General features: G+C 70.7%; 21 protein-coding genes and 1 tRNA gene. 13 read left to right on the top strand and 9 right to left on the bottom strand.

Annotation, left to right across the window (positions count from 1 at the left end; translation table 11 throughout):
* Positions 1 to 97: 97 nt before the first annotated feature.
* Positions 98 to 3,103: an excinuclease ABC subunit UvrA gene (uvrA, locus tag ACQUS7_RS04770; RefSeq protein WP_435127201.1), complete on the top strand. Its 3,006-nt coding sequence runs from the start codon at positions 98 to 100 to the stop codon at positions 3,101 to 3,103.
* 204 nt (positions 3,104 to 3,307) lie between these two features.
* Positions 3,308 to 4,387 carry a geranylgeranyl reductase family protein gene (locus ACQUS7_RS04765; protein ID WP_435127203.1) on the top strand — a complete coding sequence of 360 codons (1,080 nt, stop codon included), beginning with the start codon at positions 3,308 to 3,310 and terminating at the stop codon, positions 4,385 to 4,387.
* 48 nt (positions 4,388 to 4,435) lie between these two features.
* Here ACQUS7_RS04765 and ACQUS7_RS04760 read toward each other — a convergent pair whose 3' ends face one another.
* Together ACQUS7_RS04760 and ACQUS7_RS04755 are read right to left on the bottom strand one after the other, a co-directional pair.
* Positions 4,436 to 5,524, bottom strand: a complete 1,089-nt coding sequence (locus ACQUS7_RS04760; protein ID WP_435145083.1) for an aminomethyltransferase family protein — start codon at positions 5,522 to 5,524, stop codon at positions 4,436 to 4,438.
* Between the two features lie 79 nt (positions 5,525 to 5,603).
* A complete protein-coding gene (locus ACQUS7_RS04755; RefSeq protein ID WP_435127207.1) occupies positions 5,604 to 5,903 on the bottom strand; it encodes a DUF6432 family protein in 300 nt (99 codons plus the stop codon).
* Between the two features lie 127 nt (positions 5,904 to 6,030).
* Here ACQUS7_RS04755 and ACQUS7_RS04750 point away from each other — a divergent pair, with 127 nt between their 5' ends.
* From ACQUS7_RS04750 to ACQUS7_RS04735, 4 genes are all read left to right on the top strand, one after another.
* The gene (locus tag ACQUS7_RS04750; RefSeq protein WP_435145079.1) at positions 6,031 to 7,554 is read left to right on the top strand and encodes a DUF7093 family protein; all 1,524 of its coding nucleotides are present in this window, start codon (positions 6,031 to 6,033) and stop codon (positions 7,552 to 7,554) included.
* Positions 7,555 to 7,788: 234 nt separating this feature from the next.
* On the top strand, positions 7,789 to 8,490 hold the full coding sequence (locus ACQUS7_RS04745) for an NAD(+)/NADH kinase (RefSeq protein ID WP_435145076.1): 702 nt from the start codon (positions 7,789 to 7,791) through the stop codon (positions 8,488 to 8,490).
* 63 nt (positions 8,491 to 8,553) lie between these two features.
* Complete coding sequence (locus ACQUS7_RS04740; protein WP_435127212.1) at positions 8,554 to 9,006, top strand: DUF7313 family protein; 453 nt, start codon at positions 8,554 to 8,556, stop codon at positions 9,004 to 9,006.
* A gap of 122 nt (positions 9,007 to 9,128) precedes the next feature.
* Entirely contained in the window at positions 9,129 to 10,121 is a 993-nt protein-coding gene (locus ACQUS7_RS04735) for an NAD-dependent epimerase/dehydratase family protein (protein ID WP_435145074.1), read from the top strand.
* A gap of 371 nt (positions 10,122 to 10,492) precedes the next feature.
* Here ACQUS7_RS04735 and ACQUS7_RS04730 read toward each other — a convergent pair whose 3' ends face one another.
* The 3 genes from ACQUS7_RS04730 to ACQUS7_RS04720 all read right to left on the bottom strand — a co-directional run bounded on the left by ACQUS7_RS04730 (position 10,493) and on the right by ACQUS7_RS04720 (position 12,740).
* The gene (locus ACQUS7_RS04730; RefSeq protein WP_435127216.1) at positions 10,493 to 11,191 is read right to left on the bottom strand and encodes an HD domain-containing protein; all 699 of its coding nucleotides are present in this window, start codon (positions 11,189 to 11,191) and stop codon (positions 10,493 to 10,495) included.
* A 197-nt stretch (positions 11,192 to 11,388) separates the two neighbouring features.
* Positions 11,389 to 12,354: a PfkB family carbohydrate kinase gene (locus tag ACQUS7_RS04725; RefSeq protein ID WP_435145071.1), complete on the bottom strand. Its 966-nt coding sequence runs from the start codon at positions 12,352 to 12,354 to the stop codon at positions 11,389 to 11,391.
* Complete coding sequence (locus tag ACQUS7_RS04720) at positions 12,351 to 12,740, bottom strand: acyl-CoA thioesterase (RefSeq protein WP_435127220.1); 390 nt, start codon at positions 12,738 to 12,740, stop codon at positions 12,351 to 12,353. The genes ACQUS7_RS04725 and ACQUS7_RS04720 overlap by 4 nt, the downstream gene beginning before the upstream one ends.
* A gap of 201 nt (positions 12,741 to 12,941) precedes the next feature.
* Between ACQUS7_RS04720 and ACQUS7_RS04715 the strand changes: the two genes are divergently transcribed.
* Positions 12,942 to 13,121 (top strand): hypothetical protein, encoded by a 180-nt coding sequence (locus tag ACQUS7_RS04715; RefSeq protein ID WP_435127221.1) that lies wholly within the window; start codon positions 12,942 to 12,944, stop codon positions 13,119 to 13,121.
* A gap of 73 nt (positions 13,122 to 13,194) precedes the next feature.
* On the opposite strand, the gene ACQUS7_RS04710 is transcribed toward ACQUS7_RS04715, so the two are convergent.
* A complete protein-coding gene (locus ACQUS7_RS04710; RefSeq protein ID WP_435145068.1) occupies positions 13,195 to 13,410 on the bottom strand; it encodes a hypothetical protein in 216 nt (71 codons plus the stop codon).
* Positions 13,411 to 13,507: 97 nt separating this feature from the next.
* Between ACQUS7_RS04710 and ACQUS7_RS04705 the strand changes: the two genes are divergently transcribed.
* The 6 genes from ACQUS7_RS04705 (at position 13,508) to ACQUS7_RS04680 (ending at position 17,880) form a co-directional block, all read left to right on the top strand.
* A complete protein-coding gene (locus ACQUS7_RS04705; protein ID WP_435127225.1) occupies positions 13,508 to 13,747 on the top strand; it encodes a glutaredoxin family protein in 240 nt (79 codons plus the stop codon).
* A 1-nt stretch (position 13,748) separates the two neighbouring features.
* A complete protein-coding gene (locus ACQUS7_RS04700; RefSeq protein ID WP_435127227.1) occupies positions 13,749 to 14,282 on the top strand; it encodes a cob(I)yrinic acid a,c-diamide adenosyltransferase in 534 nt (177 codons plus the stop codon).
* A gap of 52 nt (positions 14,283 to 14,334) precedes the next feature.
* Entirely contained in the window at positions 14,335 to 14,592 is a 258-nt protein-coding gene (locus ACQUS7_RS04695; RefSeq protein ID WP_435145064.1) for a DUF7553 family protein, read from the top strand.
* A gap of 35 nt (positions 14,593 to 14,627) precedes the next feature.
* Positions 14,628 to 14,702, top strand: a tRNA-Val gene (locus ACQUS7_RS04690).
* A 247-nt stretch (positions 14,703 to 14,949) separates the two neighbouring features.
* A complete protein-coding gene (locus ACQUS7_RS04685) occupies positions 14,950 to 16,539 on the top strand; it encodes a globin-coupled sensor protein (protein ID WP_435145062.1) in 1,590 nt (529 codons plus the stop codon).
* 198 nt (positions 16,540 to 16,737) lie between these two features.
* Complete coding sequence (locus ACQUS7_RS04680; protein ID WP_435127233.1) at positions 16,738 to 17,880, top strand: CBS domain-containing protein; 1,143 nt, start codon at positions 16,738 to 16,740, stop codon at positions 17,878 to 17,880.
* 35 nt (positions 17,881 to 17,915) lie between these two features.
* Here ACQUS7_RS04680 and ACQUS7_RS04675 read toward each other — a convergent pair whose 3' ends face one another.
* The 3 genes from ACQUS7_RS04675 to ACQUS7_RS04665 are packed head-to-tail and all read right to left on the bottom strand — an operon-like array spanning position 17,916 to position 20,336.
* Positions 17,916 to 18,806, bottom strand: a complete 891-nt coding sequence (locus ACQUS7_RS04675; RefSeq protein WP_435145059.1) for a hypothetical protein — start codon at positions 18,804 to 18,806, stop codon at positions 17,916 to 17,918.
* Positions 18,807 to 18,810: 4 nt separating this feature from the next.
* Complete coding sequence (locus ACQUS7_RS04670; RefSeq protein ID WP_435127237.1) at positions 18,811 to 19,875, bottom strand: hypothetical protein; 1,065 nt, start codon at positions 19,873 to 19,875, stop codon at positions 18,811 to 18,813.
* Positions 19,876 to 19,877: 2 nt separating this feature from the next.
* Complete coding sequence (locus ACQUS7_RS04665; RefSeq protein ID WP_435127239.1) at positions 19,878 to 20,336, bottom strand: FlaD/FlaE family flagellar protein; 459 nt, start codon at positions 20,334 to 20,336, stop codon at positions 19,878 to 19,880.
* Positions 20,337 to 20,367: the final 31 nt, after the last annotated feature.

The raw sequence follows: 20,367 nt of genomic DNA, 5'->3' as shown, positions 1-20,367 counted from the left end.
GGGCCCGTTAAGTGGCTCGACGCCGTGCGTACCCGTAATGACCGAACGGCCGTTCTGCGTCGAAGTCGGATGTGTCGAGCGACGGGGTGGCGCGTAGATGCCGAAGGAGTTCATCGAGGTACGCGGCGCCGAAGAGCACAACCTGAAGGACCTCGACGTCGACGTCCCGCGCGAGGAGTTCACCGTCGTCACCGGGCTGTCCGGCTCGGGGAAGTCGTCGCTGGCGTTCGAAACCATCTACGCGGAGGGGCAGCGCCGCTACATCGAGTCGCTGTCCGCGTACGCGCGGAACTTCCTCGGACAGATGGACAAGCCGCAGGTCGAGTCCGTCGAGGGGCTCTCCCCGGCCATCTCCATCGACCAGAAGAACGCCGCCAACAACCCCCGGTCGACGGTCGGCACCGTCACCGAACTGCACGACTACCTCCGCCTGCTGTACGCCCGCGTCGGCCACCCGCACTGCCCCGAGTGCGGCCGTGAAGTCGGCGAGCAGTCCGCCCAGCAGATGGTGCGCCGCGTCTTCGACCTCCCCGAAGGCACGAAGGCGATGATCGCCGCGCCGGTCGTCCGCGACCAGAAGGGCGCCTTCGAGGAGCTGTTCGAGCAGCTCCGCGCCGACGGCTACGGCCGCGTCGAAGTCGACGGCGAACAGCACGACCTCACCGCCGGCGTCCCCGACCTCGACGAGAACTACGACCACACCGTCGACGTCATCGTCGACCGCGTCGTCGTCCGCGAGGCGGACCGGTCTCGCATCACCGACTCCGTCGAGACCGCGCTCGACGAGGCCGACGGCGTCCTGAAACTCATCGTCCCAGACCCGCCCGAGGACGCCGACATCGGCACCGAGACGCGCTCCACCGGCGACCTCGCCGGCGCCGGCGACGACCGGCTCGTCGTGGAGTTCAGCGAGGAGCTCGCCTGCACGCACTGCGGCATCGACTTCTCCGAAATCGAGACGCGGAGCTTCTCGTTCAACTCCCCGCACGGCGCCTGCCCGGAGTGTGAAGGCATCGGGTCGACGAAGGAGGTCGACGAGGACCTCGTCGTCGTCGACGAGTCGAAGCCCATCAAGTCGGTGTTCGAGCCGTGGAGCTACAACCGGTCGTACTACCGGACCCGCCTCGACAACGTCGCCGAGCACTTCGGCGTCGACGTCGACACGCCGTTCGCGGAGCTCGAAGCGGACGTCCAGCGGCAGTTCCTCTACGGCACCGACGAGGACGTCGTGTTCGAACAGCAGACGAAAAACGGCGTCCGGCGCAAGACGCAGCCGTTCGAGGGCGTCATCCCGAACCTCGAACGCCGCCACGTCGAGACGGACTCCGACCGCACGCGCGAACACATCGAGGAGTACATGGCGGTCACGACCTGCCCGGCGTGCGACGGGACGCGGCTGAAGCCGCAGAGCCGCTCCGTGCTCGTCGACGGCACCGCCATCACCGACGTGAACCGGATGAGCATCGGCGACGCCCTCGACCACTTCGAGGGGCTGGAGTCGACGCTCACCGACCGCGAACGCACCATCGCCGAGGAGATTCTGAAGGAGATTCGCGCGCGACTCGGCTTCATGGAGGAGGTCGGGCTGGAGTACCTGACGCTCGACCGCGAAGCCTCGACGCTGTCGGGCGGCGAGAGCCAGCGAATCAGGCTCGCCACCCAGGTCGGCTCCGGCCTCGTCGGCGTCCTGTACGTGCTCGACGAGCCGTCCATCGGGCTGCACCAGCGCGACAACGACCGGCTGTTGAACACGCTCGAAGGGCTCCGCGACCTCGGGAACACGCTCATCGTCGTCGAGCACGACGAGGCGACGATGCGCCGCGCCGACAACATCATCGACATGGGGCCCGGCCCCGGCAAGCGCGGCGGCGAAGTGGTCGCGCAGGGCGACTTCGACGACATCGTCGCCAGCGACGACTCCGTCACCGGCGACTACCTCGCCGGCCGCAAACGGGTGCCGGTGCCGGACGAGCGCCGCGACCCCGACGGGAAACTCACCGTCCGCGGCGCCCGCCAGCACAACCTCAAAGACCTCGACGTGGACGTACCGCTCGGCACCTTCACCGCCATCACCGGCGTCTCCGGCTCCGGGAAGTCGACGCTGATGCACGACGTCCTCTACAAGGGGCTGGCGCGCCGCATGAACGACAACACCGAAGTCGACCCCGGCGACCACGACGACATCGAGGGCGTCGACGGCATCGAGGGCGTCCGGCTCATCGACCAGTCGCCCATCGGCCGGACGCCGCGGTCGAACCCGGCGACGTACACCAACGTCTTCGACCACGTCCGCGAACTGTTCGCGGAGACCAAACTGGCGAAACAGCGCGGCTACGAGAAGGGCCGATTCTCGTTCAACGTCAAGGGCGGCCGCTGTGAGGAGTGCGGCGGCCAGGGCACCGTGAAAATCGAGATGAACTTCCTCTCGGACGTCCACGTCCCCTGCGAGGAGTGCGGCGGCGCCCGCTACAACGACGAGACGCTCGACGTCACCTACAAGGGCAAAACCATCGCGGACGTGCTCGACATGAGCGTCGAGGAGGCGTACGACTTCTTCGAGAGCCACTCCGGGCTGCGCCGACGACTCGGTCTGCTGAAGGACGTCGGCCTCGACTACATGCAGCTCGGCCAGCCGTCCACGACGCTGTCCGGCGGCGAAGCCCAGCGCGTGAAGTTGGCCGAGGAACTCGGCAAGAAGGACGGCGGCGACACGCTGTACCTGCTCGACGAGCCGACGACCGGCCTCCACAAGGAGGACGAACGGAAGCTCATCGAGGTGCTCCACCGGCTCACCGACAAGGGGAACACCGTCGTCGTCATCGAACACGAACTCGACCTCGTGAAGAACGCCGACCGCGTCGTCGACCTCGGTCCGGAAGGCGGCGAGAACGGCGGCGAACTCGTCGCCGCAGGCACCCCCGAGGAGGTCGCCCGCGTCGACGACTCCTACACCGGGACCTACCTCCGCGACCACCTCCCGAAGGTCGACCTCGACGGGCCGCGCAGCGACCGGCGACTCCCCGCACGCGACTCCGGCGGCGACGAAGACGGCGCTGACGACCCCGAAGACGAAGCGGAGCCGGCACCGGCGTCCGACGACTGACCACCGGAAGCCGACGCCGACGAACGAACCGGAGCCGGCGAACGTTTACATACGAGTCCGCGGCCAGACGCGCCGATGACGTAGCGAGTCACCGGCCGAGGTGAAGCGGCTGTGCGGCACGGTCTCGGCCGCCGGTTCGGGTGTCGCCTGTTCGCCAATCACTGAACCACGAGACATATCTTCGCTCGCGTCCATCGTCCGGCAATGTACGACTTCGTCGTCGTCGGCGTCGGACCGGCCGGGGCTCGGTTCGCGCGCCGCGCCGCCGAGGCGCGGTACGACGTGCTCGCACTCGAGAAAGGCGAGGTCGGGACGCCGCTCGCGTGTTCCGGGCACGTCTCCACCGACGTCTGGGACTACGTGCCGGCCGACGCGAAAGAGCGGCTGCTGCAGAACCGCGTGTACGGCGCTGACTTCCACGTCGGCGGCCCCGACACCGACGGCTACCGGTTCTACAAGCGCGAGGAGGTGTCGAACGTCATCGACCGCGTCGAGCTCGACCGGACGCTCGCCGGCGCCGCGGTCGACGCCGGCGCCGACGTCCGCGAGGGTCACACCGTCACGGGCGTCGAAGAGCGCGCCGGCCACGTTCGCGTCACGGCCACCGTCGCCGGCGAGGAACGCGAGTTCGAGGGCCGGATGGTCGTCGGCGCGGACGGCCCGGTGTCGCGGGTCCGCCGCCAGCTCGACCTCCCGGAGCCGGACGAGAAACTGCACGGCGTGTTGGCGTTCGACGACACCGCCGACCACGGCGACCACGTCGACGTCCACATGACGGCGCCGCGGTTCTTCGCGTGGCGCATCCCGCGCGGTGACGCCGGCGTCGAGTACGGCCTCGCGGCGCCGCCCGGCCACGAGGTCCGCGACCTGTTCGACCGGCTCACCGACGCCTACGACGTCGACACCGACCGGTTCTGCTCCGGCGCGATTCCCATCGGGCCGCCGGCGGCGACGACCGCGACCCGCGGCTTCCTGCTCGGCGACGCCGCGGCGCAGACGAAGCCGTTCACCGGCGGCGGCATCCTCTACGGGATGCGCGCCGCGGACGTGGCCGCGGACGTCGTCGACCCCGAGGACCCGACGACGCTGCCGGCGTACGAGTCGGCGTGGCGCGACGAACTGGAACGCGAAATCCGGTTCGGCCACTGGATTCGACGCGCCTACTCGCTCCCCGAGCCGGTGCAGCGCGCCGGACTGTGGGCGCTCTCCGGCGAAATCGGGGTCCACATGGACGAGCCGAGCTCGTTCTTCTCCCGCGACCACCTGAAGAAACTGTTCTCGTAGCGCCTGGCAGCGCTCGGCCGGACGGCCAGCGGCGTGGCCGACACGCCGTTACTCGGGGTACGTCGGGAGCCGCGCGGAGCGCGCACTGCCGTCGACGAACGGGAGTTCGACGCGCTCGGCCGGGACGTCGTCGCCGTCGACGCGGACCGCGAGGTCGTCGCCGTCACAGCCGAAGTCGACGTACGCCAGCGCGACGGCTCCGTCGAGCGTCGACGAGTCCACCGCGCGCGTCACGTCTCCGACGGCGGCGTCGCCGTCGAAGACGGCCGCGCCGGCGTCGGGGCGCTCCTCCGGTCGAAGCCCGACGAGCCGCTGGCTCGGCCGTCCCTGGTTTTCGACCTTCGAGACGACTTCCTGCCCGACGAAACAGCCCTTCTCGAAGTCGACGGCGTTGCGGACGCCGGCGACGTTCGGGAGCCGGCCGCGGAGCTCGGTGTCGAACAGCGGCGTCCCGGCCTCCGCGGTGAGCGTCTCCCAGGTGTCGTAGCCGAACGGCGCGGCGTTCAGCCCGCGGGTGAGCAGGGTGTCGAAGATGCGTTCGGCTTCGTCGGCGGCGCAGATGACCTCGTACCCCTCCTCGCCGGTCGGCGCGTCGCTCGCGACGACGGTGACGCCGACGTCGTTCATGCGGCCGCGGACGAACGACAGCGCCGGCTCCGGCGACCCGGCGCCGTTCAGCACCGACGCGATCTTCTCGGTCGACGTCGGGCCGTGGACGCCGAACACGCCGAAGTCGGCGGATGCGTCGCGGAGTTCCACGTCGTCGATGAACACCTTCTCGGACCAGTCCTCGACGAGCGGCTCGACGCGGCTCGGCGGCGTGAACAGCAGCAGGCGCTCGCCGGCGTTGTAGACGTACATGTCGGTGTCGATGCCGCCCTGCGGGTCGAGCAGCAGCGCGTACGTCCCTTCGCCGTCGTCGGCCGGGACGCTGTTCGTCACCGCGTCGTCGACGAAGTCGACGCGGTCGGCGCCCTCGACGGCGACGACGCCGTACCCCATCTCGATGACGCCGACGCCGTTCCGGACCGCACGCGCGGCGCTGCCCGGGCGGCCGTAGTGCGAGACGACTTCTCGGCCGCCACGGTCCTCGAAGACGGCGCCGTGGTCCTCGTGCAGCCCAGCGACGAGACTCATACGTACTGATACGTCGCTGCCGGCAAAAGCGGTGCGTTCTCCGGCGGTCAGAGCCGCGGACTGCCGGTCGGGGGTCGGCTTACAGCCCGAGCCGCTCCCGGATGGCGTCGAGCAGCGACGGCTCTTCGTCCGGCGCCTCGCCGGGGGCCGGCACGACCCGGTCCGCCGGATAGATTCGGAGGCCGCCGTTGTCGGATTCGACGGTGATGAGCTGCTCCGACTTCAGCGTCGACAGCGCCGCCTCGATGTCGTCGATGCTGGCGTCGACGTGCGACCTGAGTTCGAGCACGGTGATTCCGTCCTCCGCTCTGCCGACGAGCGCGTCGAGAACCGCCACCTCGACGTCGTCCCTGTCGCGGAACTCCGCCCGCGCCTTCATACGTCGCCCGTTGGTCGGCGGCGGCTTACGTGTACCGGCGACCGACCGGGCGGAGCCGGTTTCGCCCGTCCGTCGAGCGTCAGACGCGAACGAACCCTTTTAGGCGAGAAGGCGGTTTGAACGACCAATGGGTCTCAGGTGCCTGCTCGGTCACAACTTCACGGAGCCGCAGACCGAGCGTGAACGGGAGGAACGAGGGGACGAGGTCATCATCACCATCACGGAGGTGAAAGAGTGCAAGCGCTGCGGGGAGACGCGCGTCGTCTCCGAGAACAAGGAGGTGACGGCCGTCGAGGACCTCATCGACGGGCCGGCCGACCCGGCTTCGGACCGGCCCGCCGAGTCGACGACCGCGGAGTCGACGTCCGCGGAGTCGACGTCGCAGTCGGTGGACGCGGAGCCGGCGACCGGCGGTGACACGCCGTCGCCGAGCGCGTCGTCCCGGCCGACGGGAACCGGCGTCGGGGGCGACGCGGCCGGCGACGACGCGGAGTTCATCGACGCTGACGCCGGAGCCGGAACGCCGGACGACGGCTCGCCTCGACCGGTAGAAGGCTCGGCGGGCGACGACTCGGCAGCCGCCGGCGACGAGGACGCCGAAGCGGCCGCCGACCGGGAGGATTCGGTCATCACCGACGCCGAGAGCGGCGACGAGTTCGACCACCCGGAAGTCGACGACGAGGCCGACGTCGACACCGACGTCGACGACGACGCCGAAATCCTCGACGGGGAGTCCGGCGCCGCGGACGCGGCGGCCGGCGGCGACCCCGACGCGGGTGCGGCGCCGGGGGAGCGACAGCACGGCGAGTGGCCGGACGCCGACGCGAACCGGAAGCAGGCCGCTGCGGAGGAGAGCGAGTCCGGGCCGCGCGCGTGGCCGGACGCGGACGCAACCCACCCCGCGGAGGCGGCAGAGGAGACCGACCAGCCCTCCGCGGGCGAATCGGCCGACGTGGAGTTCCTCGACGACGGCTCCGACGACGAGGACGACGCGGCGACGGAGGCGCGCTCGGGCGTCGTCTCGGGCGCGGACCACCCGGCGGACGGCGCCGAGGGCGTCGACGGCGAGGACGCGGAGTTCATCGACGCGGACGACGACTCGGCAGCCTGGCCGCAGCAGCGCGGCGAGGACGAAGGGTTCGACGCCGAGGTCAGCGACGGCAAGCCCGACGAGGGCGTTTCGGTCGACGGGAACCTGACGCCGCAGGTGGACTCGGACGTCGTCGACGACGAGGACGCGGAGTTCATCGAGGCCGGGCCGAGCGACGACGCGGCGACGGGCGCCGGCGCCACGGAGCCTGCGAGCTCTCAGCCCGCTTCCGGCCCGTCCGGCTCGTCCGGCGCGGGAAGCGGGACGCAGCCGTCCGACTCGGGGCCGGCCGACGCTCCGAGCGACCCCGGCGCCGCGGGCGGAGCGACCGACCGAACCGACACCGACCCGGTTCGGAACGGCGCGTCCGCGTCGTCTTCGGCGTCGTCCGCCACGTCGGGGCCGCCGAACGTCGAACTGTCCACCACCGCCGGCGAACCGGACGTCGAGTACGTCTGCCCGGAGTGCGGCAAGACCGAGCCGGTCGGCGCCTCGTCGATGCGCGCCGGCGACATCTGCCCCGACTGCAAGCGCGGCTACATCCAGGAGCGCGAACTGTAGCGCGCCGACGCGAAACCGGGGTTCGCGGACTCGCGGTGCGGCACCACTCCGTCGCCGACGGCGACGGTCCTGTTCTCGGAGTCACTCGGCCGGTCGTTGGGTCCGTCCGGTCGTTTAGTCGTTCGGTCGCTCAGTCGCTTCGTTTGCCTCGTCCGAGTGCGTCGACGGAATCGAGCGACGCGGACGAGGCGCAGACCCCCGCGGTTAAGTCGTCGCCGCCGGAACCGTGAGGCGATGACGGAGTTTCGGGTGGCGCTCGCCGGCGACGACGGGACGGTTCGCGCGGCGATCGAATCCGCCGGCGGCGCAGTCGTCGGCGACGCCGCTTCGGCGGACGCGCTGGTGACGTTCGGCGAGGAGGCGCTGGTGGAGGCGGCGCTGGCCGAGCCCGACGCGCCGGTGTTACCGGTGGCTGCCGGCGACGGCGCGCACTCGGTGTCGAAACTCGGCGTCGACTCGGCGCTCGCCGCGCTCGCCGCCGGCGAGGCGTGGACCGTCGACCACCCCGTCCTCGGCGTCGCCGTCGACGGCGACCGGTTCCGGGCCGTACTCGACGTGACCCTGCTCACTGCGGAGCCGGCGCGCATCTCCGAGTACGCCGTGGAGACGCGCGAGGAGCCGCTCGCGCAGTTCCGGTCGGACGGCGTCGTGGTGGCGACGCCGGCCGGGTCGAGCGGCTACGCGCGCGCCGCCGGCGGCCCCGTGTTGACGCCGGGAACCGGGCTGTCGGTGGTACCCATCGCGCCGTTCACGACGAAAACCGAGACGTGGGTGGTCGACGAGCCGCCGACGCTCACCGTCGAGCGCGACGAGGCCGCGGTGCAACTGCTCGTCGACGACGACGCGGAACGCCGCGTTCCGGCGGGCGTCCCGGTCGAACTCCGCGTCGACGACGCCGTCGAACTCCTCAGGGTGCCCCGGCACCGGGAGGGGTAGCAGTCGCCCGCACGTCGCTCGGGATTGGAAACCTTCTAATGAGTCGTCGTCCGAGTACCCTGTATGCAACCGCTTCCGCTGGAGTTCCTCGTCCCGCTCGGGGCGCTGGAGTCCGTCGCGGACCTCATCCCGTTCGTCATCTTCGCGCTCGTGTTGGCGAACTTCGCGACGCGGTTCCTCGCACAGCGTAGCTACGAGCGGCTGGCCGCCGAAGGCGACGGAGACGACGCCATGTCGCGGTACCTGCCGCACGAGGCGACGAACGTCCTGCTGGTGCTGTCGTCGTTCGCGTACATGGTCGTCCACCCGCACGGCGGCATGGTGCTGTCGGTGCTCGTCGTCGGCCTGTTCATCTCGGACGTCTTCGAGTACGAGTCCCGCTGCGTCGAGGCGCGGAACGACCTCGAACTCGAAAAGCCGAAGGGCTCCATCGCCGCGTCCGCGCTGGTGTTCCTGTACGCCGGCTTCCAGGCGCTGTTCTTCGTCGTGCAGCCGCTCTGGAGCGCCGTCGTCTAACCGCGTCGTCTCCCCGGCTCCGCGGGCCGCGCTCGCCCGCCGACTTCGACGGTTCGTCGCACGAACCGGCAACGGCGCCGTGAACCGCCGGCTTTTCGACGGCGCCGCACCTCCGTGCCGCCATGACAGACTCGGCGCTCGTCGTCGGCGGCACCCGGTTCATCGGCCGCCACGTCGTCGACGACCTCCGCGAGAACGGCTACGACGTCTCCATTTTCAACCGCGGGAACCACGACAACCCGTTCGCCGACGCCGACGACGTGACCCACGTCGAAGGCGACCGCACCGACGACACCGACCTGCGCGCCGCGAAACTGGCGGTCGAACCGGACGTCGTCGTGGACTGCGTCGCGTACAAGCCCGGCGACGTCGAGGCCGCGGTCGACGTGTTCGCCGACGTCGACGGCTACGTCTACATCTCCTCGGGGTCGGCGTACGGCGCCGAGGAAATCCCGAAGCGCGAGGGCGAAACGGCGCTGTGCGAGTGCACCCCCGAGCAGGCCACCGACGACTCCGGCGCGACGTACGGCCCGCGGAAAGCCGAAGGCGACCGGGTCGTCGCCGCGGCCGCCGCCGACGGCGTGAACGCCACGTCGGTCCGCCCCTGCATCGTCTACGGGCCGCACGACTACACCGAACGGCTCGACTACTGGATCGACCGGGTCCTGAACCACGACCGCGTCGTCGTCCCCGGCGACGGCCAGAACCTCTGGCACCGCGCGTACGTCGAAGACGTCGCCGCCGCGCTCCGCATCGTCGCCGAGCGCGGCGAGCCGGGCGAGGCGTACAACGTCGGCGACCGGACGCTGCTCACGCTCGAAGACACCGTCGACCGCATCGCCGACGTCGCCGACACGGACTGCGAGGTCGTCCACGCCTCCGACCGCGAACTCTCCGCCGCCGGCCTCGCCGCGGACGACTTCGTGCTCTACCGCGACTACCCGCACGTCCTCGACACCGACAAGCTCGCCGCGCTCGGCTGGGACTCCACGCCGCTCGACGACGCCATGCGGCGAACCGTCGACGAGCACCGGGCCTCGGACCGCGACGGCAGCGAACACGACCCCGGCCGCGACGCCGAAGAGCGCGTCCTCGGCGTGCTCGACACCGTCTGAACCGAACCCCGGGGCGGCGCGGCGGGACCTCCGCGGCGGCGCGGCGGCGCGGCTCCGTCCGCGCCGGACGCGCGAGGGGCGAACGAGGAGCGAAGCGACGAGTGAGTCGGCTGGGGAGGGCGAGGCTGCGACTCCGCGCCCGACCGCCGCGGTCGCAGCCGCGGCTGCCGTCGCCGTCACAGCCACAGCCGCAGCCGCAACTGTTACAGTAATAGCGACCGCCTCAGCAACGACTGTCGCAGTAGCAACTGCCTCAGCAGCAACTGCCACAGCTGCACGCCACAGCTGCAGCCGCCGGTCACGAACTCGTGGCGGCGGCAGTAGCGGCGAACAGCAGCGGCCGACTCACCGGGGACCACTGGGGCGGCGGCCTACACCGGGTCGAGGTCGTCCGGGTCGCAGTCCATCTCGGCGACCTCCGCCTCCAGCCACTCGCGGAACCACCGGACGCGCTTCAGCCGCTCGTGCGCGATGGACTCGGCGGTGTCCGACTCGATGCGGGCCGCGTGGTCCTTCCCGCGCTCCAGGACGCGCTGGACCATCTGCGCCGCGTCCATGTGCGTCCGCGCCTCGTACCCCATCCGGAGCAGCATCAGCGCCGTGCCGTTCGCGCCGATCTTGTCCAGCAGGTCCGCCTCGATGAGACACTGCGCCTCCAGCGACAGGTCCGTCAGCGACCCCTGATACGAGTGGTCCTCGACGACGCCGCACACCTCCTCGACGAACGACTCCGGGTAGTCGCCGTGCGTCGTCAGGTACTTCCGGGCGACGCGCGCGCCCTCCTCGGCGTGGACGTCCTGGTCTGCCTCCAGTTTCGCGACGTCGTGGAACACGGCGCCGACCCGGACGACGTCCGCGTCCGCGCCCTCCTTCGCCGCGATGCGGTCCGCGAGCCGAACGACGTTCAGGATGTGGTTGAAGCGGTACTCCGCCGAGTGCCACGGGTACCACCGCATCCGCCCGCCGTCCTCCTCGGACTCCACCGACGCCGCGAGGTACTCGCGGACGAAGTGTTTCATGTCCTCGAACGACTCGTCGTCCACCCGAGACCCCTTTATTTCGACGCCCACGGCCTCCACCTCCGTTGGCCGGCTCGAACAGGAGAGACGTAAGTTCTCATTACGGTACACGAGGCGGTTTTCGTTCTTAGTCGTTACGACAGCACAACTGGGCGTCCGTCGAGCGGCCGCCACGCACCGGAAATCACCCCGGAAACCGCCCGCGAACTGCTCGACTCCGGCGGCAACCGTCGCCGCCCGCGGCAGCGCTACTCGCTCAGGAGTTCGCTGACCGCGTCGCGGTCCGGCGACGTCATCGCGCCCTCCGCCGTGCAGGCGAGCGCGCCGGCGGCGACGGCCCGCTCGACGGCCCGCTCGTAGCCGGTCCCGGCGCCGAGCTCGGCGGCGAAGTAGCCCGCGAAGGCGTCGCCGGCGCCGGTGGTGTCGACGACGTCGACCGTCGGCGACGGGACGTGGAACGACGTTCCGGGGAGCTCGACGGAGACGCCGTCCGCTCCCTCGGTTTTCACGACCGCGCCGTCGAAGTCGGCGAGCGCGTCCGCGAGCGCCGCGAACTCGGACTCGTTCGGCGTCACCGCGTCGACCGCGGGGTGGCTGACCAGCGGCGCGGCGCCCGCTGCCGGCGCCGGGTCGACGACGACGCACCGCTCGCCGCCGGCGGCGTCCAGCGCGTCCAGCAGCGCGACGGCGGCGTCCACGGGCACCTCGTTCTGGAGCAGCACCGCGTCCGCCGCGGCGACGCGGTCGACGTGGCTCGCGACGTACGACTCGTCGAGGTCGTCGTTCGCGCCGGCGACGATGGCGATACGGTTCTCGCCGTCCGGCTCCACCCAGATGTAGGCCGCGCCGGTGACGTCGCCGCGCGTCTGCACGGCCGAGGCGTCGACGCCCTCGCCGCGGAGCGTCTCGCGGACGCCGAACGCCGACGCGTCGGCGCCGACCGCGCCGAACATCGCGGTCTCCGCGCCGGCGTGCGCCGCGGCGACCGCCTGATTCGCCCCCTTCCCGCCGAGCCGCGTCGTCTCCGCGTCGAAATCCGTCGGCGGCGACTCGACCGGCGTCGTCTCGCCGCGCTCCGGGAACCAGTCGTGTTCGTCGGCGAGCCGCTCGGCCTCCTCGCGGGAGACGCGCCGCATCCGGTCGACGTTGATGCTGCCGAAGACGGCGACGCTGGCGTCGAGCGACCCCGGCGAGTCGGCGCCGTCGCGGGTCATTCTTCGAGGTGGCGTTCGGCGGCGGCGCGCAGGTCGTCGCCGAGCGGCGTCGGGTCCCCGGCTTCGTCCAGCGCCACCTGCGTGGACTCGCCGGTCGCGACGCGCTCGCCGTCGACGCTGAGTTCGTACCGCAGCGACAGGCTGGTGGTGCCGACGTCGGTGACGTCGACGGCGACCGTCACCGGGTCGAGCCGCTGAACCGGCCGTTCGAAGTCGAGCGACAGCGACGCGAGCGCCGCGTTCGACGTCTCGATGCGCTCGCCGACCTCCTCGCGGAAGAAGTCGACGCGGGCGTGTTCGAGGTACGACGCGTAGACCGCGTTGTTGACGTGGCCCATCGGGTCGAGGTCGCGGTACCGGGTCTGCACGGTCGTCTCGAAGGTCATACCGGCCCATCGAAGGCCTCCGGCTTGTCGGTATTGCTTCCGGCACCACCCGGGTCGTCCCCTGCCTCGCGCCGTCTCCCTCACCTCGCGCTACCTCCGCCGCCTCCCGCCTCGCACCGACCAGCCTGACGCGCTGTGCGCCGCGGCGGGAAGACGGCGCGAACCGGAGTTTTGAAGCGCGCGGCGTCTCGACCCTGACGTATGAGCCTGGAGATGACCCACGAGTGCCCGGAGTGCGGCGAGGAACAGGGGTTCTGGCGCGTCGCCGCGATGACGATGCACCTCGGCGAGAAGACCAAGTGGCGCTGCAACGAGTGCGACTACGGCTTCGTCCGCATCAACGAAGGCGCCGACATCGACTCCTCCCGCGCCGACCTCTGACGCCGGCTTACCGCTCCGGCGACGCGTTTCTTCCGTCACCGACGACTGCTTTTCACTCACCGACGACTGGCTCTCACGTCACGCGGTCGACCGCCAGCCGACCGGCGACCATCACCGCCACCGCGTACGCGACGTAGCCGGTCCACCACCACCGCGGCAGCGCCGCTGGCTGCCACACGTACACGAGCACGACCAGCGGCGCGAACACGAGCGCCGCCACGGCGGCCAACGCGGCGAACCGGAGCCGTACCGCCTCGGCGTCGACGGCCATCGCTGAGTCTCCGTCCACGCACCCCACTCGGACGGGCTCGCCCGTGAGTATTCGGGTCGGAAGCCGAAGCCCGGTGAAGCCAAGCTACTTTGCCGGCCTGGCCGTACACGCCGGTATGGCAATCACGCTGTACGCGCTGGACGGCTGCCCGTGGTGCGAGAAGGTGCACGACGCGCTCGCGGACAACGACGTCGCGTACGACACAGTCTGGGTGGACGCGCTCCACTCCGACCGGAACGAGGTGAAGCGGGTGAGCGGACAGCGCGGCGTCCCGGTGCTGGTCGACGACGACCGCGGCGTCACGATGAACGAGTCCGCGAACATCCTCGAATACGTCGAGCGGACGCTCGCCTGAGATGACCGTTTACACCGGCCGCGGCGACGAAGGCCAGACGGACCTCCGCGACATGACGCGCGTCCCGAAGACGTCGCCGCGCATCGAAGCGTACGGAACCGTCGACGAGGCGAACGCGCTCATCGGCGCCATCCGGCCGTCCGGCTACGACGACGTGGACGACCGGCTCCGGGAGATACAGAACCACCTGCACGTGCTGCAGGCTGACTTCGCGAACCCGGAGCCGTCCGACGACGATCCGGTCGTCCGCCCGGAGCACACCGAGGCGCTCGAAGACTGGATCGACGAGATGGACGAGGAGCTCGACCCGCTCACGAACTTCGTCCTCCCGTCGGGCAGCGAGGCGGGCGCGAAACTCCACCACGCCCGCGCCGTCGTGCGGCGCGCGGAGCGACGCGCCGTCGCGCTCGCCGACCAGGAGGACGTGAACGGCGACGCCGTCGCGTACCTGAATCGGCTGTCGGACGCGCTGTTCACGGCCGGCCGCCTCGTCAACAAGCGCGACGGCGTCCCCGAGGACGAACCCACGTACTGACGCCACCGAACCGGTCACAAGGACTTTATCTGTCCTTCGCGTACCGACAGGTATGTCGAAGCACTTCGAGGACGCACGGTACTACCTCGGCCGAGCCGCAGACCACGCCAAGGAGGGCGTCAAAGAGGAGGTCCAGCCCATCGAAGAGCGCGTCCGCGAACTCGTCGGGAAGGAGAAAGAGCCGGAGCCCGACCGGCTCGAGAAGCTCCAGGCCGACCTGAAAGAGCTGTCAGAGCGCGCCGAAGGCGAGACGAAAGAGGCCGTTCAGGACGCCCGCGACCGCATCAAGGAGTACCGCGCGAAGAGGTAAGCCTTAAGCCCGGCACCCGGTTACGACGCACTGCCGGGTTGGTGGTCTAGTCCGGTTATGACGGCTCCTTCACACGGAGCAGGTCGGCGGTTCGAATCCGCCCCAACCCACTCTCCGATTCTCACATCGCCGAGCGGCGCACACAGGATGTGGTGCGTCGCCGAAAGCGGAGCCCAGTTCGGCTCTCGCGACGGTCGGTTGGGAGTCCGCGCTCCGGTTTTCTTCCCGGCGTCGCGGGCGTTGTGAGTTCCGCGTTCTGCGGGCAAATTTCCGGCTTCGACCGCCGCGCAGCCTTGCGGTTATCGGCGCTGAAACTTTGACCCGGTGCGTTATGGTGGGCGCCGCGAACCGCCGGGTATGGAACGGCGCGAGGACTTTTCGAGCGGGAGTGACGACCGAAACCGAACCGACGGCGGCGTCGAGGCTGCGAGCGGCAGCGCGCGAGGCGACGGGACGCGGGACGACGCCACGCAGGACGGCGTCATCACGGCCGACGCGCGGCGCGCGGTCGACGGGAGCGAACTGACCGACGACATCGGCATCAACGAGTCGGAGATCGCGTGGCGGAAGAGCTTCGTCGGCTTCGACGACGCCGACGAGCGCCGGCTCGCCGACCTCTCGGACGTGTTCGACGACGTCGCGGACGAACTCGTCGACGACTTCTACGACACCATCGCGGCGCACGACGACGCGCAGTCGTTCATCGACGACGGCAGCGACAAGTCCGTCGCGGCGCTCGAACGGACGCAGGCGGAGTACCTCCGCGGGCTCGGCCGCGGCGACTACGGCCAGCAGTACTTCGACGGACGGGCGCGCATCGGCAAGATTCACGACATGCTGGACCTCGGGCCGAAGTACTACATCGGCGCCTACGAGGTGTACTACCGCGGCCTGTTCGACGCGTTCGTCTCGGAGGCCACCGACGAGTTCGACCTCGACGCCGACGGCGACGGCGCGGCGGCGCTGGAGTCGGTGCGCGACCGGATGCTGTCGACGCTCCGGCTGTTGCTGCTCGACCAGGGCGTCGCGATGGACACGTACATCCAGTCGTACGCCGACCGGCTCGAAGCGGAGACGGAGCGCCGACGACGGCTCGCGGCCGAGGTTTCGACGGACGTCCAGCACCCGCTCTCGGAACTGGAGGACGCGGCCGACGAGGCGGCCGGCGCGGCGGAGGACATCACCGAGGCGGCGGACGAGCAGGCGACCCGGATGCACGAGGTGGAGTCGGAGGTGTCGTCGCTGTCGGCGAGCGTCGAGGAGGTGGCGGCGACCGCAGAGCAGGTCGCGGCGACCTCGGAGAACGCCGGCGACCTCGCTGACGACGGCGTCGACGCCGCCGGCGACGCGCTGTCGACGATGGACGACATCGAGTCCGCGACCGGCGAGGTCGCCGCGGACGTCCGCGGCCTGCGCGAACAGGTCGACGAGATCGACGAGGTCGTCACGGTCATCGACGAAATCGCGGACCAGACGAACCTGCTCGCGCTGAACGCGAACATCGAGGCGGCGCGGGCCGGCGAGGCGGGCGACGGCTTCGCGGTGGTCGCCGAGGAGGTGAAGCGGCTCGCCGAGGAGTCACAGGAGCGCGCCGCCGAAATCGAGGGGCTGGTGACGTCGATTCAGTCGCAGACCGGCGAGACCGTCGAGAGCCTGAACCGCACCGAACAGCGCATCGACGAGGGCGTGAGCCGCGTGGAGGCGGCGATGGAGAACCTCGACGACATCGCCGACGCGGTCCAGGAGTCCGTCGACGGGATTCAGGAGGTCGCCCGCGCCACCGAGTCGCAGGCCGGGTCGACCGAGGAGGTCGCATCGCTCGTCGAGCAGGCGACCGAGGAGGCCGAGGCGGTTCGCGAGAGCGTCGCCGACATCGCCGCCGCCACCGAGCGGCAGACCGACCAGCTCGGCCAGGTGAACGAAACAGTCCGGCGGCTGACAGACTGACGCGTCTCACCGGAGGAGCCGGGCAAAACCGTTGTGGCCGAGCCCCCGGAAAACCGGGCGTACGGTCAACTGAGGGCATTACAGGCGGAAGATATCACGCGTAGACGCGGCTCGGTGGCCGTTCGTCGGGCGGCTCGGCGTCCGGCTCGACGGAACCAACCTTCAAGACGCGGGGGGCTGTATCTCCACGACAGCGTTATGGATATCTCAAACATCGCCGTGCCGGAGTTCGTCGAGGTCGACGCGGATGAACGACTCGGGAAGGTCCGGTCGCTGTTCGACCGCGAGAACCCGAAGGGGATCATCGTGATGGAGGACGGCGAGTACGGCGGCGTCATCGGCGAGCGCGAACTCATCCGGTCGCGCGTCGAAGACGACACGAAGGCGGCGGCGCTGATGAAGCCGGCGCCGGAGGTGTCGCGGACGGAGGACGTCCGGGAGGTCGCGCGGGTCCTCGTCGAGGGCGGCGTGAAGGTCGCGCCGGTGTACGAGGGCGACCAGCTGTACGGCATCGTCACCGTCGACGCCATCCTCGAAGCGGTGCTCGACAGCCTCGACGCGCTCACGGTCGACGACATCTACACGGACGGCGTGGTTTCTATCGAGGAAGACGCCGGCGCGGGGCAGGCCATCAACCGCCTGCGCGAACACGGCATCTCCCGGCTCCCGGTGCTGAACGACGCCGGGAAGCTCGTCGGGATTCTGACGACGCACGACATCGTCGACTTCGTCGTCCGCGAGAGCGACCGGCAGGGCCGCGGCGACCGCCGCGGCGACATCGACCGGATGCTCGACCTCCCGGTGTACGACATGATGTCGAGCCCGGTCTACACGGCGACGCCGGACGAGTCCGTCGAGGACGCCGTCGCGCAGATGCTCGAACAGGACGTCAACGGCCTGGTCGTGACGCCCGCTGACGACGACAGCCACGCCGCCGGCGTCATCACGAAGACGGACGTGCTCCGCGCGCTCACCTACACCGAAGAGGAGTCGATGGACGTCCAGATTACGAACGTCGAACTGCTCGACACCATCTCCCGGCAGGACATCATGGAGTCCATCACGAAGGTCGCCGACAAGTACCAGGAGATGCAGGTGCTGCACGCGCACGTCCGGCTCCACGAGCACAAAGAGAAGCTCCGCGGCACCCCGCTCATCCAGTGTCAGATTCGGCTCCGGACGACCCACGGCCAGGTCGCCGGCTCCGGCGAGGGCTACGGCGCCGAACACGCCTTCCACGTCGCGCTCGACAAGCTCGAACGCAACGTCCTCGAAGTGAAAGGCGTCACCGCCGACGAGCGCTACCGCGGCCAGCTGCTCCGCAAACTCGGCGAACTGTAATCCGCGACGGCGTCGTCCCCGGTCTCCGTTTTTCTTCAGCCGCCGTCCGTCCGCGCCGGTTCTCCGTCGCCCGCGGCGGCCGCCGGTTCGGTCGCCGCCCGTTCGACGCGCCGAACGTCCTCCGCCGTCGGGTCCGGCGCCGGCAGCCGAAGCGGGTCGTCACCGGCGCGGCCGACGACGACCTCGGTCGTCCGCGACCGCAGGTACAGCGCCAGCAGCGCCGCAGCGACGAGCAGACAGGCCGCGCCGGCGACGCGGAGCGCGTCGTCGAGCAGCGCCAGCAGGCCGACGACGCCGGACGCCGCGGACGCGAGCCCGCCGACGCCGGTGCTGGATGCGCCGGACGCGGCCGTCGACGTGGACGCCATCGAGTCGAGCGACACGACGGAGCCGAAGCCGACGAGAATCAGCCCGCAGAGCAGCGCGTACGTCGCCGGCCGGAGCAGCCAGCCGCGGCCGGCCGCCGACAGCGACACGTCCGTGACGTTCGCGCGGTGGAGCGCGCGGAGGTTCGGCGCGTCGTCGCCGCCGGGCGTGTACGCGAGCAGCCGGTGGCTCGTCGCGACGAGCGTCCCGCCGTCGAGCAGCAGCGACGCGCGCCGCGTCTCCCCGCCGTACAGCAGCGCGTCGACCGGGTCGTGGGCGGCGTCGCCGTCGGCCGAGTCGCCGCCGACCGCGCCGGGAACGTCGGAGAACGGGTCGTCGGTCCGCGGACCGCCGGTGTCGACGCCGGAGCCGGCGTCGCCGCTAGCGCCCGTTCCGGTGTCGCTGAAAAAGCCGCCCGTTCCGTCGGCGTCGCGGTCCGTCGGTTCCGAGTCCGGCGCCGCCGATTTCGGCGGCGTCGACTCCCGGGGCGTCGCGGCTGGGGCGTCGCCGTCGGCGAACTGGTCGCCGCCGGCCGGGTCGCCGTCGTCACCCCGGGTCATCGGCTCAGTTCCCGGCGAGGCGCTCGGCGATGCGGTGGGCGCCTTCGGCGGCGGCGAGGTCCGGGTCGTCCGGCGTCGCGACCTCGACGTCGCGGTCGAGCTCCGCGCTGAGCCGGCGCTCGAACTCGTCGGCGAGCCCCGGGATGCAGGCCATGCCGCCGGTGAGCGCGATGCGGTGTTCGAGCGCGAGCTGGTACGGCTTCATGTAGTCGTTCGCGAGCTCCGGCAGGAACTCGTTCGCGACCTGGTCGACCGCGGCGTCGACGTACCAGTCGAGCGCGTCCATCACGGAGTCCTCGATGGTGAACTCGTGGCTGCCGCCGCCCGGCTGCTGGATGACGTCCGTGAACGGCTCGAACGCGTCGAAGTCGCCGTGCTGCTCTTTGTACTCGCGGGCCGTCGTGAGGTCGACGTGGACGCGGCCCTGCGTCTCCTCTTCGACGTTCGCGACGATGCGGCGGTCGACGTCGTTGCCGGTGACCGAGCCGGTCGAGAACGGGACGAGCTGGTCGCCGCGGCGGTACGCGCACGCCTCGAGGTTCGTCGAGCCCATGTTGACGGAGATGAACACCTCGTCGATGGCCTCGACGCCGTCGCCGAGCGCCGGGATGGCGCCGCAGAGCGACTCGGGGTACGACCGCATCTCGGCGGCGCCGATGCTGGACGACTCGATGACGTCCGTGAGGTTCTCCAGCCCGTCGTCGTTCTCCATCGTCGGGATGGCGTAGACGACGGCGGAGTCGTCGGGCACCGAGTTCGCCTCGATGAGTTCGGTGAAGAACCGGTCGGCGAGCTCGGCGCGGTCGTCGTCCTCGGGGAGGCCGGACCGCAGCATGTACTCGACGCGGTCGGGGTACTCCGCGGCGGCCTGCTCGCCGAACAGCGCCTTCTCGTCGCCGGTGATGGCGTCCTCGTAGGTGGCGAGGCAGGTGAGCGTCCGGACGGTCTCGACGTCGCCGTCGCGTTCGCCGGGGTAGCGCAGCACGGTCCGCGTGGAGCCGAGCTTCACGCCGACCGGAGTCGGTTCGTTCGCTTCGAAGTCGTCGCCTGAGTTAGATTCAGCTGCCATGGTTATCGGAGCGCGGCGAGGCGGGCGACGAACAGGAGGCTCGTCCGGTGGTGTCCGGCGCCGAGTCGTCCGTCGTCGGAGTCGTCGAACGCTTCGAGGTGCGCCGCGAGGGCGTCCTCGGCGTCGGCGCCGAGCCATTCGACTCGCCGGTACAGCGCGAGCGCGTCGCGGGCGCGTTCGCGCCCGCCGACGCCGACGAGGTAGTGCAGCCAGTCCAGCGCGAGCCGGGTCGCCGCCACGGAGTCCGGGAGACTCCGCAGGTACGGCCGGTCCGCGCCGTCGGCTGCCGCCTGGAGGACGAACGCGTCCTCCACTTGCGCCGCCCGCACGCGCGCTTCCGCGCCGCCGAGGAAGTCGTGCGGGGTCGCCCACCGCTCGCCCTCCTCGGTCCCGTGCGTCGGCGCCGCCGCTCCCGCCAGCGCCCGCAACTCCTCCGGGTCGTAATCGCTCGGTTTGAGCATCGTGTTCGTCCGCACTCCCTGTGCCGCTGCT

Source organism: Halobaculum sp. P14 (assembly GCF_051195155.1).
In the GTDB taxonomy this organism is placed as follows: domain Archaea; phylum Halobacteriota; class Halobacteria; order Halobacteriales; family Haloferacaceae; genus JBNTKA01.
The sequence above is the reverse complement of the archived record's forward strand: the minus strand, read 5'-3'. Positions and strand labels throughout refer to the sequence as shown.